Annotated in this window: 11 protein-coding genes; all 11 read left to right on the forward strand. The window is 65.8% G+C overall.

The features are described 5' to 3' along the window. The first annotated feature begins 261 nt into the window (after positions 1-261). The 11 genes from QRN22_RS04210 to QRN22_RS04260 all read left to right on the forward strand — a co-directional run bounded on the left by QRN22_RS04210 (position 262) and on the right by QRN22_RS04260 (position 16,248). Positions 262-2,706, forward strand: coding sequence for a TonB-dependent receptor (locus QRN22_RS04210; RefSeq protein ID WP_042556490.1), 2,445 nt, complete (start codon positions 262-264; stop codon positions 2,704-2,706). A gap of 200 nt (positions 2,707-2,906) precedes the next feature. Continuing rightward, positions 2,907-4,292: a diaminobutyrate--2-oxoglutarate transaminase gene (locus tag QRN22_RS04215; protein ID WP_042556529.1), complete on the forward strand. Its 1,386-nt coding sequence runs from the start codon at positions 2,907-2,909 to the stop codon at positions 4,290-4,292. Positions 4,293-4,398: 106 nt separating this feature from the next. Then, positions 4,399-6,135, forward strand: coding sequence for an IucA/IucC family protein (locus tag QRN22_RS04220; RefSeq protein WP_042556530.1), 1,737 nt, complete (start codon positions 4,399-4,401; stop codon positions 6,133-6,135). Beyond that, a complete protein-coding gene (locus tag QRN22_RS04225; protein ID WP_042556491.1) occupies positions 6,128-7,342 on the forward strand; it encodes a type III PLP-dependent enzyme in 1,215 nt (404 codons plus the stop codon). The genes QRN22_RS04220 and QRN22_RS04225 overlap by 8 nt, the downstream gene beginning before the upstream one ends. After that, complete coding sequence (locus QRN22_RS04230) at positions 7,339-8,811, forward strand: DHA2 family efflux MFS transporter permease subunit (protein WP_231570239.1); 1,473 nt, start codon at positions 7,339-7,341, stop codon at positions 8,809-8,811. The genes QRN22_RS04225 and QRN22_RS04230 overlap by 4 nt, the downstream gene beginning before the upstream one ends. A gap of 11 nt (positions 8,812-8,822) precedes the next feature. Continuing rightward, positions 8,823-10,691 carry an IucA/IucC family protein gene (locus QRN22_RS04235; protein WP_042556492.1) on the forward strand — a complete coding sequence of 623 codons (1,869 nt, stop codon included), beginning with the start codon at positions 8,823-8,825 and terminating at the stop codon, positions 10,689-10,691. Continuing rightward, positions 10,685-11,458, forward strand: a complete 774-nt coding sequence (locus QRN22_RS04240) for an HpcH/HpaI aldolase family protein (protein WP_042556493.1) — start codon at positions 10,685-10,687, stop codon at positions 11,456-11,458. Before QRN22_RS04235 ends, QRN22_RS04240 begins: the two co-directional genes overlap by 7 nt. Before the next feature lie 4 nt (positions 11,459-11,462). Continuing rightward, positions 11,463-13,334, forward strand: coding sequence for an IucA/IucC family protein (locus tag QRN22_RS04245; RefSeq protein ID WP_042556494.1), 1,872 nt, complete (start codon positions 11,463-11,465; stop codon positions 13,332-13,334). Positions 13,335-13,362: 28 nt separating this feature from the next. After that, positions 13,363-14,238 carry an ABC transporter substrate-binding protein gene (locus QRN22_RS04250; RefSeq protein ID WP_042556495.1) on the forward strand — a complete coding sequence of 292 codons (876 nt, stop codon included), beginning with the start codon at positions 13,363-13,365 and terminating at the stop codon, positions 14,236-14,238. Next, entirely contained in the window at positions 14,235-15,224 is a 990-nt protein-coding gene (locus tag QRN22_RS04255) for a FecCD family ABC transporter permease (protein ID WP_042556496.1), read from the forward strand. The genes QRN22_RS04250 and QRN22_RS04255 overlap by 4 nt, the downstream gene beginning before the upstream one ends. Beyond that, positions 15,217-16,248 (forward strand): FecCD family ABC transporter permease, encoded by a 1,032-nt coding sequence (locus QRN22_RS04260; protein ID WP_042556497.1) that lies wholly within the window; start codon positions 15,217-15,219, stop codon positions 16,246-16,248. Before QRN22_RS04255 ends, QRN22_RS04260 begins: the two co-directional genes overlap by 8 nt. The last annotated feature ends 4 nt before the right edge of the window (positions 16,249-16,252 follow it).

Below are 16,252 nucleotides of genomic sequence, written 5' to 3' on the forward strand. Positions count from 1 at the left end.
CTCCTACGGTATTGGGGCGGTTGCGAGGTGAATGTACGGCGCCAATGCGCTAGGCCCGCGGCCCCGGCAACCCGTGGAGATCGAAACCTGTAGGAGCCCGCTTGCGGGCGAAGCGCTTGCGGCCATGGCAATCGTCACCCAGCGAAAATCGCCCGAGAGCGGTTCCTGCGCATGGGTTGTGAAATTTCTTCCCGCGCGCTGTCCCTTTTTTTTCACTGGCCTGTCATGGGTAGTAAGTGAATTAAAAAGAGAGTCTTGCCAATGCCATCCATGACACGTCATCGGCCTCGTCTGGTGTCATCCATTTCCTACTCGACGGTATGCCTGAGCCTGCTGCTCGGTTTCGGGGCGGTCGCACCGTTCGCCGCTCATGCCCAGAGCCAGGAGCGCAGCTACAACGTGCCGGGCAGCGACCTGGGTGCCGCGTTGAGCCGTTTCGCCAGTCAGGCTGGGGTGAGCCTTTCCGTCGATCCGGCGCTGGTCAGTGGCCACAGCACTCAGGGGCTTTCCGGCACCTACAGCGTCGACGAAGGCTTCGCGCGGCTGCTGCAGGGCAGCGGGTTGCGCCTGCAGCCGGTTGGTGCAGAAGCCTATACCCTGGTGCCAGCCAGCGAAGGCGCCTCTGCCATGGAAATTGCCCCGACGGCGATCAGCGGCGTTACCGATCCGGCCGAGAGCCTGCAAGGCGAGCGCTACGCCGGTGGCCAGGTGGCGCGCCGCAGTTCCCAAGGGCTGCTGGGTTCGCGAGACTTCATGGAGTCGCCGCTGAGCATGACCACCTACACCAGCGAGGCGGTGAAGAACAATCAGTCGCGCACCCTGGCAGACCTGACCGCCAGCGACCCGGCAGTACGCTCGACCAACCCGGCGGGCGGCCGTTTCGAGCAGTTCACCATCCGTGGTTTCAGCCTGTTCAACAGCGACGTGTCCTACGGCGGGCTGTACGGCATCATGCCGACGTACTCCATCGACATGGAAATGGCCGATCGTGTCGACATCCTCAGAGGCCCGACCCAACTGGTCAACGGCATCTCGCCGCGGGGCAGCGTTGGCGGCGGCATCAACGTGGTGCCCAAGCGCGCCACCGACAAGCCGATCACCGAATTCACCGGCAGCTATGCGTCGGACAGCCAGGTTGGCGGCGCCGTCGATGTCGGCCGTCGTTTCGGCGAGGACAACCGCTTCGGTATCCGTTTCAACGGGGTGAAACAGTCCGGCGATACCGAGTGGGATCAGCAGAAGGTCAACCGCGAAATGGCCGTGCTCGGTCTGGACTTCCGCGATGAACGCCTGCGTCTGTCGATGGATGTGGGTCATACCGAGCGCGACACCGACGCGCCGCAGGAGCGCGTACTGGTAAACGCAGCTGCACCGGTGCCAAGAGCCAGTGACGTGCGCCATAACTACGCCCAGGCCTGGACGAAGGCTGAAACCAGTGACACCTTTGGTGCCCTGCGCGGTGAGTACGATATCGATGACTCGCTAATGGTTTATGGCGCTGTGGGCGCGCGCAAGAGCAGCCATGACTTCCTCCGTCACAACGTATCCATCACCAATGCTGCCGGTGACTTCACCGTTTCGCCGCGCGACTTCACCCGGGAAGAAGACGTGCGTACGGTGAACGCGGGCGTGCGTAAATGGTTCCAGACCGGCCCAGTCAGCCATGAGATCAACCTGGCAGCCGATTACTTCTCCATGGACTTCGAGAACGGCGGCGGGCGTTACGCCAACCGCGCGGGCAATCTCTACAACCCGATCGCGACACCTGAGCCAACCGTACGGACTCGAGATGACGCCAAGGTCTACACCGAGAACCGTTTCAGCGGTGTCGCGCTCTCCGACACCATGGGTTTTCTGGACGATCGTGTATTGCTGACCCTTGGCGCCCGCTGGCAGCGGGTCAAGGTCGACGATTGGGAAAACGGCATCAAGGGTGAGACCGGCTACGACGAAGAGAAACTGTCGCCGTCGGTCGGCGTGCTGTTCAAGGCCACCGACCAACTGTCGCTCTACGCCAACTACATGGAAGGCCTGAGCCAGGGCAAGATCGCCCCCTCGACCGCCATCAACGAAGACGACATATTCCCTCCATTCATCAGCCGTCAGCTCGAGGCCGGTGCCAAATACGACATGGGTAAGTTCGCCATTACCGCTGCTGTATTCCGCATCAAGCAGCCTGCCTATGAGACAGGTGATGCACCCGCCCTAAATGTTGAGGGTACCTTCGGCCCCAGTGGCAAACGGGTGAACGACGGTATCGAGTTGAACGTGTTCGGCGAGCCGGTCGAAGGCTTCCGCCTGCTCGGCGGCGTGATGTACATCGACAGTAACCTGGAAGATACCAACAACGGCGGCGCCACCGACGGCAACCGCGCTCCGGCAACGCCCGAGTACAACGCCAACCTCGGTGCTGAGTGGGACGTGCCAACGGTTAACGGCCTGACCCTGACCGCGCGCAGCATGTACAGCAGCTCCCAGTACCTGGATCAGGCGAATACCAAGGAGATCGACTCCTGGACGCGCTACGACGTGGGCGCGCGCTATGCCTTCAAGGTCGACGAGACCGATGTCACCTTGCGCGGCACCGTCGAAAACGTGGCCAATTCCCGGGACTGGATCTCCGCTGGCGCCTCGGACGACAGCGAGCCTGGCCTTACGCTCGCGACCCCGCGCACCTTCATCCTGTCGGCGACCCTCGGGTTCTGACAGTTCGTAGCACCTCTGCGGTGAACGCCCGTGTACCGGGCGCTCGCCGCACACAATAAAACCAACCATTCAGGGATGAAGCGGGAAGCCTCGCAGAAGGCTGCCCCGTGCTTTGCGTGACCTGCCATTGACTGATGAGTGCAGTGCTGACGACTTTCAACGGCTCCAACCGGAGCCTCGAACAGATAGAGGCGAGCACCATGTTGAGTGAACGAGCGATACCACTGGACCGATTCCAGCGCGATTCGGCCCACAGCAACAACGCGGATTACCTGGAACGCCAGGAACGATTCGAATCCAATGTGCGCAGTTACCCGCGCAAGCTGCCCCTGGCCATTGCCAAGGCGCAGGGCGTGTGGGTGACCGATGTCGAGGGGCGTCGGTACCTCGACTGCCTGGCCGGCGCAGGAACCCTGGCGCTGGGCCACAACCACCCAGCCATCGTCGACAGCCTGTCGAGCTTTCTGGCTTCCGGGGTGCCCATGCACACCCTGGACCTCACCACGCCGCTGAAGGATGCCTTCAGCGAGACCCTGCTCGGTGTGCTGCCGAGCCAGGGCTATTGCCTGCAGTTCTGCGGCCCCTCGGGTGCCGATGCCGTGGAGGCCGCGCTCAAACTGGCCAAGACCGTTACCCGGCGCAGCAACGTGATCGCCTTTTCCGGCGGTTACCACGGCATGACCCATGGTGCCCTGGCAGTGACCGGCAATACCGGCCCGAAAGATGCCGTGGCCTCGCTGATGCCCGGTGTGCAGTTCATGCCGTTCCCCCACGAATACCGTTGCCCGCTGGGCATCGGCGGCGAGGCGGGTGCCCGTGCGCTGTCCTACTACTTCACCCAGTTCATCGAGGATGTCGAGAGCGGCGTTTGTCTGCCGGCTGCGGTGATCGTCGAGGCGGTGCAAGGCGAGGGCGGGGCCAACCCGGCCCCCAATCAATGGCTGCGAACCCTGCGCGAGGTCACCCGGCGCCACGGCATCCTGCTGATCCTCGACGAGGTGCAGGCCGGCTTTGGTCGCACCGGGCGGATGTTCGCCTTCGAGCATGCCGATATCGAGCCCGACATCATCGTCATGTCCAAGGCGGTCGGCGGCGGCCTGCCACTGGCGGTACTGGCCATCAAGCGCGAGTTCGATGCCTGGCAACCGGGCGCCCATACCGGCACTTTCCGCGGCAACCAGATGGCCATGGCCAGCGGCATGACCACCCTGCAGATCATTCAGAACGATGCCCTGGCCGAGCAGGCTCGGGTGCGCGGTGACTGGCTGAAAGAGCGCTTCGATGCGCTGCGTGAGCGCTACCCGGTGATTGGTCAGGTGCGTGGTCGCGGGCTGATGCTCGGCCTGGAAATCGTCGACGAGCGTCAGCCTGCCGACGCGCTGGGCGCCCACCCCATGGATGCTGCGCTGTCGGCTGCCATTCAGAGCCACTGCTTCAGGCAGGGGCTGCTGCTCGAACGAGGCGGGCGCAATGGCAGCGTCATCCGCCTGTTGCCGCCATTGATCATCGACGAGGCGCAGTGCAGTGAAGTGATCGTCCGTTTCGAGCGCGCGCTGGACGCCGCGCTGGGAGGTGCCCGTGGCTGATCTGTCTGCACGCGCCGTGCGTGCCTACCCAGACCTCGATGCCCAGCCGAGCGACGTCACTCGCATCGACTCCGTGCGTGCCAGCCTGGCACGGGTGGTCAGTGAAATGGCTGCCTCCCACGCGCTGCTCAACTGCCTGATCAAGGAGTTCGCGCTGCCCGAGAACTGCGCACGTTATGCCTGGCCTTCCCATGTAAGAGGTATCGCACCCGCCAGCTACCTGCGCGCCATTCAGGGCAAGGGCATGCCACTGGTGATCGATCTGCCGCAAAGGCGGCAGTTTCTGGTGCTGGTGGATCGCCGCGATCCGCTCGGCAGCCAGCGTTACTTGAGCGACGTGTACACGCGCCAGGGCGATGCCGACTGGCGTTGCCCGCCGTTCGCCGAATTCGCCGCGCAACTGCTGGAGGCCTGCCAGCAACTGACCGGCTCGCGCAACGACGAATTGCTCGAACAGGTCATGCAGAGCCAGGGCGTTACCGCGGCCATCGTCGACAGCGCGCTGCAGGCGCAGGACCAGCACCCGCTGCGCGACTACCTGGCCAGCGAGCAGGGACTCTGGTTCGGCCACCCCAACCACCCGGCGCCCAAGGCCCGACTGTGGCCCGACCATCTGGGACAGAAGACCTATGCTCCGGAGTTTCGCGCCCGGGTCCCGCTGCATGTTCTCGAAGTCCCCCGTGATGGCCTGCAGGTGCGCGGCAACGGCCTGAGCGATGAGCAGGTGCTCGAAGGTTTCGCCAGCCAGGGCCTGGCACGCAGCGGGCGTGCGGCTATCTGTCTGCACCCGGTGCAGGCGCAGCTGTTTCTCGCCGACCCGCGGGTCAAGGCGCTGATCGCCCGTGGCGAGATCGTCGATCTCGGCCAGAAGGGCCCGTTGGCCAGCCCCACCGCCTCGATGCGTACCTGGTACGGCGAAGGCCGCGGTTATTTCCTCAAGGGCTCGCTCAACGTGCGCATCACCAACTGCGTGCGCAAGAACGCCTGGTACGAACTGGACAGCGCCATGCTCATCGACCGTCTGTTCACGCGCCTGCAGCGCGAGCACAAGGCCAGCATCGGCGGCGCTACCCTGGTCAGCGAGCCGGGTTCGCTGAGCTGGGCCCCGGCGCAGAGCAGCGCCGAGGATAGCCACTGGTTCCGCGAGCAGACCGGCGCCATCCTGCGCGAGAACTTCTGCCGCTACGCACCGCCGGAATCCTGCCTGATGGCGGGTACGCTGTTCGCCAGGGACCTGCAACTGCGGCCGCTGATCCATGGTTTCCTGCAGCAGGGATCGAAAAAGCCCAGCGACGACCATCTGCTGGGCTGGTTCGAGGCCTACCAGGCGCTGTTGCTGCGGCCGGTGCTGTCGCTGTTCTTCAATCACGGCGTGGTGCTCGAGCCGCACCTGCAGAACGCGGTACTGGTCCACGACAACGGCTGGCCAGCGCAATTGCTGCTGCGCGACTTCGAAGGCGTGAAGCTCACCGACGATCTCGGGGTGAGCTACATCGAAGAGGGCGTGCAAGAGCGCGTTCGCCAGTCGCTGACTTACTCGCGGCAGCAGGGCTGGAAGCGCATCAGCTACTGCCTGTTCGTCAACAACCTGTCCGAAGCGATCCTGGCACTGAGCTGGGACCGCCCGCACCTGGCGGCCAGCATGTGGCAACGGGTCGAGCGCCAGTTGTTCGCGCTGCGTGGTGAACTGGCACGGCCAGCACCGGAGCTGGACGCGCTGCTTGCCGGGGAACCGATAGCCTGCAAGACCAACCTCAAGGTGCGTCTCTCGGCCCAGGCCGACCGGCATGCCGGTTACGTACAGCTGGTGTGCCCGTGGGGCGAGGGGGCAGCCCATGGATAAGCTGCCCACGACAGTGCTCGACGCCATCGAGCAGGCCCGCAGCCGCGCGGCGGATCCCCTGGCGGTGTTCGTCTACGACCTCGATGCACTGGCGCGGCATGTTCGCGAGGTGATGGCCGAGCTGCCAGCGGGCGTGGAGCTGTATTACGCGATCAAGGCCAACAGCGAGGCGCCGATCCTGCAGACGTTGTTGCCTCTGGTCGACGGCTTCGAGATCTCCTCTGGTGGCGAGATCGAGCGACTGCAAGCGGCCGCCAGCGACAAACCCTTCGTGTTTTCCGGCCCCGGCAAGCTGGACTCCGACCTGCGTGCGGCGCTGAACCATGGCGTGGCAGCGATCCACGTCGAGAGTCTCGGCGAGATCGACCGCCTGCAACGCATCGGCGCAGAGCTGGGCCGTGTGCAGGCGGTGTTCATCCGCATCAATCCGGAACTGCCAGCCACGCTTTCCAGCCGCCTGGCCATGGCCGGCACCGCGACGCCTTTCGGGTTGGACGAGGCCGACGTGCCTGAAGCGATCAGGCGGGTGGAAGCCTGCAGCCATCTGCGGCTGGAGGGCTTCCATGTGCATGCGATGTCCCATCAGCAGCAGGTGGAGCGCCACGAGCAGTTGCTCGATCTGTATCTGCAGCGCTGGACGCAATGGAAGGCCCTGGCCACGCGGCCTGGGACGATCACTCACCTGAACGTCGGCGGTGGCATCGGGGTGGACTACCTGAGCGGCGAGCGGTTCGACTGGGCGCGCCTGTGCCGCCACCTCGAGCAACGCCTTGGGGCGTTGCGCGACGCGCCGCTGGTACGCTTCGAGCCGGGGCGCTTCATCAGTGCGTTCTGCGGCTACTACGCCATCGAGGTGCTGGACGCCAAATCCAGCCACGGCCAGCATTTTCTGGTCTGCCGCGGCGGCACCCATCAGTTCCGCCTGCCGGTCGCCCAGGGCCATGACCACCCGGTGATCCATCTGCCAGCGACAGGCCGTGCACCGAGCGGTGCGCCTCGGCCATGGACCATCGTCGGCCAGCTGTGTACACCCAAGGACGTGCTCAGCCGTGGTCGTCAACTGGTCGATGCCGCCGTGGGCGATCTGCTGGTGCTGCCGCTGGCCGGTGCCTACGGCTACAACATCTCGCATGCCGATTTCCTCTGTCATCCGCGGCCTAAACAGCTGTTCATCGGGGCCGAGGGCCGCCGCGGAGGTGCTGGATGATGGCGCCGGCACGGGCTCCCGTCGTGGCGTCGCGCCGGCTGGTAGTGGTCGCCGTGATCCTCGGTACCACCACCGTGAGCCTCAACAACACCTCGCTGAATCCGGCATTGCCGGCCTTCATCGAGGCGTTCGAGCTGGGCCCGGTGATGGCCACCTGGATAGTCGCCGCCTTCATGGTGAGCATGGGCATGACCATGCCGCTGACCGGCTACCTGGCGCAGCGCGTGGGCCGCAAGCTCATGTACCTGGCCGGCCTGGCGCTGTTCGTGGCGGGCTCGCTGCTGGGCGCCATGGCCGACTCCATCGCCTGGGTGATCACCGCGCGGGTGGTGCAGGGCATCGCCAGCGGGCTGATGATTCCGCTGTCGCTGGCGATCATCTTTTCGGTCTATCCGAAAGGTGAGCGGGGTGCGGTTACCGGCCTCTGGGGCGCTGCCGTGATGCTCGCGCCTGCGGTCGGGCCACTGTGCGGCAGCCTGGTGCTGCAGGGGTACGACTGGCGTGCGCTGTTCCTGGTCAACGTCCCCATCGGTCTGCTGGCCTTCGGCCTGGGCGTCAACGTGCTACCGAGGAACGAGGCAGGGGCGGGCAAGCCGTTCGATCTGACCGGCTACCTGCTGGTCGCGGTCGGTATCGGCGTGCTCATGCTCACCGTGGGGCAACTTCGCCACATGCAGGCCCTGCAGGATCCGCTCAACCTGCTCGGTCTGCTGCTGGCGGCGGCTTGCCTGCTGGGGTTCGTCAGGCATCAGTTGCGCCACACGGCGCCCCTGCTGGAGCTGCGTATCTTCGCCCTGAAAGGCTACCGGTCGAGCGTGATCATCGCCGTGGTGCAATCCATCGGCATGTTCGAGTGCCTGGTGCTGGTGCCGCTGCTGGTGCAGATGGTGATGGGCCACAGTGCCATCTGGACCGGTATCGCGCTGCTCTGCACCGCCTTGTCGGCGAGCTTGTTCGGTCACTACGGCGGCAGGCTGCTCGATCGCCATGGGCCGCGGGGCATCGTTTCGCTCGGCTTGCTGCTGACCGGCCTGCCGACCTTCGCCCTGGGCACCGTCGACCACGATGTCGGGATGCTGGCCATCTGCCTGCTGATGGTGGTACGCGGTGCCGGCCTGGGGCTGTCCTACATGCCGGTGACCACCGCCGGGCTGGACGTGCTGCCGGAGGCGCTGATCACACAGGGGGCGGCGATGAACAACATCTCGCGCCGTCTGCTGTCGTCACTGGCCATCGTGCTGGCCTCGTTGTGGCTGCAGATTCGCCTCGGCGATGAGTGGGGGGCAGCCCATGCTGGCGCGGTGCACTCCGGGGCAGCCCAGGCCGGTACGGCCAGCGCCATCGGCGAAGTGTTCATCGCCACCGCGGTTTTGATCCTGCTCGCGCTGCCGTTCGCCTGGCGCTTTCCGCATTCCCCTTCCAACGACCCGGTCGAGCAAGGCTCGGCCCTGTCCGAACACCGTTCATGAGGTGTCTATCCATGTCTTCCTTTTCTCCACTTCGTTTGCCCGAACTCATCGCCCATGCCCACGGTTGGCTGACTCCAGCGGACCCTCAGCGCTACCGCCAGGTGTCGCAACGGGTGATCGGGCAACTGCTGCAAACCCTGCTCTTCGAAGATGTCCTGAGCTATCGCTGCGAGCCACTCGCAGACGGCCGCCAGCGCTTCATCGTCGAAGGGCGCGATGAGCAGGTCCAAGCCGTGGTCGAGTACCGCTGCCTGGGGCTGCTCAGCGACAGTTTCGCCATCATCCGCCTGGATCCGGCCACCCTGCAGCGTGTCGATGCCCAGGGCCAGACCAGCCAGCCGGATCTGCACCAGGCGCTGGCGGAACTGCTTGGCGCCCTGGCCGACGGCCCGCACATGCCACGCTTCATTCAGGAACTGGAGCAGACGCTGCTCAAGGATCTGCAGTCGCGCACCCAGAGCTACCGGCCCGCCGCAGCGCCGCACACCCTGGATGCCGATACCCTGGAGCGGCATTTCATGGATGCCCACAGCTACCACCCTTGCTACAAGTCGCGCATCGGCTTTTCCCTGGACGACAACCGTCGTTACGGCCCCGAGTTCGGCCAGCCGCTGGCCGTGGTCTGGCTGGGTATCGCCCGGCAGCTGGGTTCCGCCAATGGCTCGCGGGGTGTGGATCTGCAGGCGTTCCTGACGGATGCATTCGGTCAGCAGCGCTGGGCCGAGATCGACCGCGCATTGGCCGAGCAGGGCCGCTCTCTGGACGATTACTGGCCGATCCCCGTGCACCCCTGGCAGTGGGAGCAGGTCATCGTGCCGACCTTCCAGGCCGAGCTGGCGAGTGGCGAGCTGCTTTACCTCGGCACCTCGGGGGCCGATTACCGGGCTCAGCAGTCGATCCGCACGCTGGCCAACGTCGAGGAGCCCACCAAGCCCTACGTGAAGCTCGCGCTGAGCATGACCAACACCTCCAGCACGCGCATTCTGGCGCGGCACACGGTGATGAACGGGCCGATCATCAACGACTGGCTGCAACAGCTGATCGCCACCGACGCCACGGCCCGGGAACTGGGTTTCGTGGTGCTTGGCGAGGTCGCCGGGGTGAGTTTCGACTACGCCCAACTGCCGACCATCCGGCAAAGCCAGGCCTACGGCACCCTCGGTGCGATCTGGCGGGAGAACCTCAATACGTACCTGAAACCGGGCGAGCAGGGCGTGCCTTTCAATGGCCTCAGCCATGTCGAGAACCGCTACGGCGAAGGTGACCAGCAGCCCTTCATCGATGCCTGGATCGCCCGCCATGGCCTGCACGCCTGGGTGCAGCAACTGCTGCGGGTCAGCGTGGCGCCCATCGTGCACATGCTCTATGCCGAAGGCATCGGCATGGAGTCCCACGGCCAGAACATCGTGTTGATCCACCGTGACGGCTGGCCGGAGCGTATCGCCCTCAAGGACTTCCATGACGGCGTGCGCTACTCGCCTGCGCACCTGGCCCGCCCGCACCTGGCGCCGCACCTGGTGCCGCTGCCCGAGAGTCACGCGCGGCTGAACCGCAACTCGTTCATCCTCACCGAGGATGTCGATGCGGTGCGGGATTTTTCCTGCGATGCGTTCTTCTTCATCTGCCTGGCCGAGCTGGCGATCTTCCTGCGTCAGCACTATGGGCTGGAAGAGGGCGAGTTCTGGCGCATGACCGCCGCCGTGGTGCTCGACTACCAGCGCGAGCACCCGCAACACGCAGCGCGTTTCGCGGTGTTCGACGTGTTCGCCGCCGAGTACGAAGTGGAGGAACTGACCAAGCGCCGGCTACTCGGTGACGGTGAGCGACGCTTCAAGCGGGTGCCCAATCCACTGCACATCCATGGGCCACGCACATGCTGAGAACCAATCGACTCAAGGCGCAACTGGCCGCGGGCGAGGGGACCCGTGGCCTGATCGCGTCGATTCCCTCGCCGGCATCCATCGAGCTGATCGCCGAAGCCGGCTACGACTTCGTGATCATCGATCTGGAGCATGTGCTGATCAACCCGGAAACCGTTGAGCACATGATCCGCACCGCCGAGAGCTATGGGCTCACGCCCCTGGTGCGGGTGCCGGACTTCGACCGCAAACGCATGCTGCGGCTGCTCGACGGCGGCGCCCAGGGCATCGTTCTGCCCCAGGTGGAACGGCCGGAAGACCTGAGCGCGGCGATCCGCGCCTGCAAGTACCACCCGCTGGGCGAGCGCAGCCTGAATGCCGGTCGTCCCGGTGCCTTCGGCAAGGCCAGCCTGGCCGAGTACGTCACCCGGGCCAACGGCCAGATCATGGTCGTGGCCATGATCGAGAGCGTCGAGGGCGTGCGGCGTGCCGCCGAGCTGGCCGCAGTGCCGGGGCTGGACATGATCCTCGAAGGCGCTGCCGATCTTTCCCAGTCGTTCGGCACGCCCTGGCGTATCGACCAGCCCGCCGTGCAGGAAGCGCTGATCGATACCTGGCGCGCCGCCCAGGCTGCCGGCATCCCGTACTGCGCCATACCACGCCAGCCCGATGACCACCTGCGATGGCTCGAACGCGGCGTCAATACCTTCGTGCTGGGCGACGAACGCGGCATCGCGTTCCGCGCCCTCCAGGCCAGACTGGCCGCCACCTCGACGAGAGGAAACTGATCTCATGACCACCACCAAGCAAGCCATCGCCAACGATCTGGTGATGCAGGACCTGATCGACTGCCTGCTCGCCGAAGACTTCTTCGGCACCCTCGACGCCAACCTGACCGAGCCTGCCGCCTGGCGTGCCGCTCAGCCCGACTCGCCGCTCGCCAGCGTGGAGGCGCCGCACAAGATCTGGCACTGGCACTACGACCCGGCCGAGCAGCGCGGCCTGGCGGTCGCCCTGCGGGCCGGCATCACCCAGGCCTGGGAGAAAGTGCCGGGAACCCCGGTGCTCGACGTGCAGGGCGGCAGCACCCGGCCGCTGAGCCCCGATGCGTTCATGGCTCTGGCCCTCAAGGGCGTGAAAGTCGATGCGGTCGATAACGACAAGGGCATCGAGCTGTTCATGGACGTGCTGCGTACCAGCGTCCGGCAGACTGCGCTGTCACTCGACCATCAGGTGCCTACGGGCGGCCTGCTGGAAAAGGACGGTGCCGCATTCTTCCTGGCCATGGAGCAGTGGGGCTCGCTGCGCGACCGCCCGTTCCATCCCCTGGCCAAGGCCAAGCAGGGCCTGGACGATGCCCAGTACCGGCAGTATCAGGCGGAGTTCGACCAGCCACTGGCGCTCAACTGGGTGGCCGTGGCCAAGGACAGTCTGACCTTTGGCGACGGCGTCGACGGCCTGGACAGCTGCCAGCCAGCCCACTACATCCTCGATACCGAGCAGCGCGCAGACCTGGATGCCGAATTGCGTGCCCTCGGCCTCGCTGACAGCCATGTCGCCCTGCCTGTGCACCCCTGGCAACTGGAGCGGGTGCTGCCTGTGCAGCTCGGCGGCGCATTCGAGCGGGGTGATTGTCACCGTCTGAACTTCCAGAAGGGCAGCTTCAACCCCACGTCCTCCCTGCGTTCACTGGCTTGCGCGGCGGCGCCGGCCGATCACATCAAGCTGCCGATGGCCGTCTATTCGCTGGGCGCCTCCCGTTATCTGCCCGCGGTGAAGATGATCAACGGCGGGCTGAGCGAAGCGTTGCTGCGCCAGGGCCGGGAGCGTGACGAGGTGCTGCGAGAAACCCTGCACATCTGCGACGAAAGCAAATGGTGGGGGTACATGCCTGACGGCGGCACATTGTTCGACGAGGCGCCGCGGCACCTCTCGGCCATGGTTCGTGGCTATCCGCCGAAACTGCTCGCGGACCCCGCCAAGCGCCTGCTGCCCATGGCCGCGCTGGGCACACCGTTGCAGGACAGCGACCGGCATTTCTTCGACGATTGCATCCGCCAGCGCGGTCTGCCTGCGGGCCCGTCCTCGGTGCTGCAGTTGTTCGGCGAATTGTGCGAGCTGTTCTTCGACGTCAACCTGCGCATGTTCCGCCTCGGCATGCTGGGCGAGGTACACGGCCAGAATGCGGTGCTGGTGTATGACGCGGGCACGGTCAGCGGCCTGCTGCTGCGTGACCATGACTCGCTGCGCCTGTACGTGCCCTGGCTGGAGCGCAATGGCATGCTCGACCCGCAGTACCGGATCAAGAAGGGCCACGCCCAGACGCTCTACCACGAGCGCCCCGAGGATCTGCTGTTCTGGCTGCAGACGCTGGGCATCCAGGTCAACCTGCGCGGTATCATCGACACCCTGGAGCGGGTCTACGACGTGCCGGCCGTGCAGGCCTGGCGTGTGCTGCGTGACGCGCTGAACGGACGAATTGCCGCCGTGCCGTTCGACGACCAGGCCCGTGCCGTGTTGCGTGGCCAGTTGTTCGAGTCCGCCACCTGGCCGCAGAAACTCCTGCTGCGCCCGATGATCGAACGAGCCGGTGGGCCGGGCAGCATGCCGTTCGGCAAGGGGCTAGTCGTCAATCCATTGAATAGGATCGAGCTTGGAAGGTAATAAGGGATCGTTGTCCAGGCGCACGTTGATGCGCCTGTCCCTGGGAGCTCTCGCTGCAGGTGCAATCCCTCTGGCCAAGGCCGGGCCTGCACCGCAGCGCGTCATCAGCTTGTTTCAGGGCGCCACCGATACCGCGGTGGCGCTCGGCATTCGGCCGGCTGGCGTAGTCGATTCGTGGAGCGAGAAGCCCATGTATCGCTACCTGCGTCCAGCCCTGGCAGGCGTGCCCCATGTCGGCCTGGAAACCCAGCCGAGTCTGGAGGACATCGCCTTGCTCGCGCCGGATCTGATCGTCGCCTCGCGGTTTCGCCACGAGCGGATCCAGGGGTTGCTCGAACAGCTGTGCCCAGTGGTGATGCTGGACGAGGTTTTCGAATTTCAGAAGACCCTGCGCGTGATGGGTGCCGCCACCGCGCGCAGGGTCGAGGCGGATGCCCTGCAGGCGAGCTGGGACGCACGCATCGCTGCGCTCGGGGCTCGTCTGCAGGCGTATTTCGGCGAGCGCTGGCCGCTCAGCGTGTCGGTACTGGATGTTCGCGAGGATCACTTGCGCAGCTACCTGCCCGACAGCTTCGCCGGCAGCGTGCTCGGCCAGCTCGGTTTCGTGTGGAACGAGCAGGGCCGCAATGCACAGGGCGTGTCCATCAAGCTCAGCAGTCGGGAAAGCCTGCCGGTGGTGGATGCCGACGTGTTCTTCGTCTTCGGGCGTGCCGACAGCCCGGGCGTACAGCGTCACTACCAGAGCCTGACCGCGCATCCGCTGTGGCAGCGCATGGCGGCGCCCCAGGCAGGGCGGGTCTGGTGGGTGGATGGGGTGGCGTGGATCTTCTCCGGCGGCATTCTCGGCGCCAATCGCATGCTCGACGATATCGAACGCACGATTCTGCAGGGCGGCCAGTCATGAGCGGCGCCGTCAAACTCGGCATCGCGCTGCTGATGCTGCTGGCCTGCTGTGCGCTGAGCCTGTCCATCGGCGCCAGCTGGATCGCGCCACGCACGGTGTTCGCCGCGCTGCTGCATGCCGACCCGCTGAACATCGAGCAACTCTTGGTCAGCACCACACGGTTGTCGCGCACGCTGATGGCGGTGGTGGTCGGAGCCAGCCTGGCGGTGGCCGGCGCACTGATGCAGGCCATGACCCGCAACCCGCTGGCGTCGCCGGGGCTGTTCGGCATCAATGCCGGGGCCACTTTTTCGCTGATTCTCTGCCTGTCGCTGTTTTCCATCAGTTCTCCCGAGCAATGGCTGTGGAGCGCCTTCGTCGGTGCGGCGGTGGCCGGGGCGTTGGTGTGGCTGGTGGGCAATAGCGGGCAGGGTGCGCTCAATCCGTTGCGCATGGTGCTCGCCGGTGCGGCGATCACCGCGTTGTTCACCGCCTTCAGCCAGGCACTGCTGGTGATCGATCAACAGGGCCTGGACACGGTGCTGTTCTGGCTGGCCGGTTCGCTCAGCGAGCGCAGCCTGGAAACCGCTCAGCCGTTGCTGATCTGCGCGCTGCTGGCCTTGCTGGTCGCCTGCCTGCTCGGTGCCCAGGTCAACGTGCTCAACGCCGGTGTACAGATCGCCATCGGCCTGGGCCAGCGTACCGGGCTGATTCGCCTGCAACTGGGCGTGCTGGTGGTGATGCTGGCCGGTAGCGCGGTGGCGCTGGCCGGTAGCATCGGTTTCATCGGCCTGATCGTGCCGCACGTGGTCCGTCGTCTGATCGGCATCGACCACCGGGTGATGCTGCCCGGCTGCGCGCTGCTCGGGGCCACGCTGCTGCTGGTAGCCGACATCCTGGCCCGGGTGGTGATTCTCCCGCAGGAAGTGCCGGTCGGGGTGATGACGGCGCTGTTCGGTGCGCCGTTCTTCATTGCCCTGGCCAGGCGTGGAGGCCGCAATGCTTGACGTGATGACTTTACGCTGGCGAGGGTTCTCGCGTCGCATCGAGCGCAAGGGCTCGTTGCGTCTGCTGCTGGCCGTGCTGTTCAGCGTGGCGGTGATGCTGCTGAGCCTGTGTCTGGGCAAGGTCGCGCTGTCGCCGCAGAGCGTTTTGCAGGCGCTGGCGGGCGAGGGCAGTGCGGCCTTGTCGTTCATCGTCGAGCAATTGCGCCTGCCGCGCCTGCTGCTCGGTGCGTTGATCGGCGGCGCCCTGGCGATTTCCGGGCTGATCCTTCAGGCCATCGTGCGCAACCCACTGGCGTCGCCGGATCTGCTCGGGCTGTCCAGTGGCGCCAGTGCAGCGGCGGTGCTGTACCTGTCCAGCTTCGCAGCGGTGTGGGGCATGGGCGGCTTGCCGCTGGCGGCGATGCTCGGCGCCGGGGCCGCCGCGCTGGCGGTCTATGCCCTGGCCTGGAAGCAGGGCACGTCACCGCTGCGGCTGGTACTGATCGGGGTCGGCATCTCGGCGATGCTGGCTGCGGCCACCACCTTCATGCTGGTGTTCAGCCCGCTAAGCACCACCTTGTCGGCCTATGTCTGGCTGACCGGCAGCGTGTACGGCGCCGGCTGGCCCGAAGTGCGTGCGCTGGCGACCTGGCTGGCCTGCCTGCTACCGATCCTGATGCTGCTGTCGCGCCATGTGGTGGTTCAGCAACTGGACGAAGGGCTGGCTCGCGGCATCGGCGTACGCGTGCAGTGGCTGCGCGCCGCGTTGCTCGCCGTCAGCGTGGCGCTGGCGGGCTCGGCTATCGCCTGGGGCGGGGCCATGGCCTTCGTGGGGCTGATCGCTCCGCACATCGCCCGGCAGCTGATCCCCATCGGCTTCGCCGCCCAGGCCTGCATGGCGGCGCTGGTCGGCGCCAACCTGGTGATGCTCGCCGACCTGGCGGGGCGCACCCTGTTTCTGCCGCTGGACCTGCCTGCCGGCATCTTCGTCGCCGTGTTCGGCACCCCCTATTTTCTGTACCTGCTGATCAAACAGCGGCAGTGAGGAA

The organism is Pseudomonas sp. MEJ086 (assembly GCF_030209025.1).
Lineage (GTDB): Bacteria > Pseudomonadota > Gammaproteobacteria > Pseudomonadales > Pseudomonadaceae > Aquipseudomonas > Aquipseudomonas fulva_A.

Bases quoted from the DNA above. Each gene is read 5' to 3' on its own strand.
- QRN22_RS04260 (WP_042556497.1), top strand. From the start codon at position 15,217: ATGCTTGACGTGATGACTTTACGCTGGCGAGGGTTCTCGCGTCGCATC.
- QRN22_RS04250 (WP_042556495.1), top strand. From the start codon at position 13,363: ATGCGCCTGTCCCTGGGAGCTCTCGCTGCAGGTGCAATCCCTCTGGCC.
- QRN22_RS04215 (WP_042556529.1), top strand. From the start codon at position 2,907: ATGTTGAGTGAACGAGCGATACCACTGGACCGATTCCAGCGCGATTCG.
- QRN22_RS04225 (WP_042556491.1), top strand. From the start codon at position 6,128: ATGGATAAGCTGCCCACGACAGTGCTCGACGCCATCGAGCAGGCCCGC.
- QRN22_RS04255 (WP_042556496.1), top strand. From the start codon at position 14,235: ATGAGCGGCGCCGTCAAACTCGGCATCGCGCTGCTGATGCTGCTGGCC.
- QRN22_RS04235 (WP_042556492.1), top strand. From the start codon at position 8,823: ATGTCTTCCTTTTCTCCACTTCGTTTGCCCGAACTCATCGCCCATGCC.
- QRN22_RS04230 (WP_231570239.1), top strand. From the start codon at position 7,339: ATGATGGCGCCGGCACGGGCTCCCGTCGTGGCGTCGCGCCGGCTGGTA.
- QRN22_RS04240 (WP_042556493.1), top strand. From the start codon at position 10,685: ATGCTGAGAACCAATCGACTCAAGGCGCAACTGGCCGCGGGCGAGGGG.
- QRN22_RS04210 (WP_042556490.1), top strand. From the start codon at position 262: ATGCCATCCATGACACGTCATCGGCCTCGTCTGGTGTCATCCATTTCC.
- QRN22_RS04245 (WP_042556494.1), top strand. From the start codon at position 11,463: ATGACCACCACCAAGCAAGCCATCGCCAACGATCTGGTGATGCAGGAC.
- QRN22_RS04220 (WP_042556530.1), top strand. From the start codon at position 4,399: ATGGCTGCCTCCCACGCGCTGCTCAACTGCCTGATCAAGGAGTTCGCG.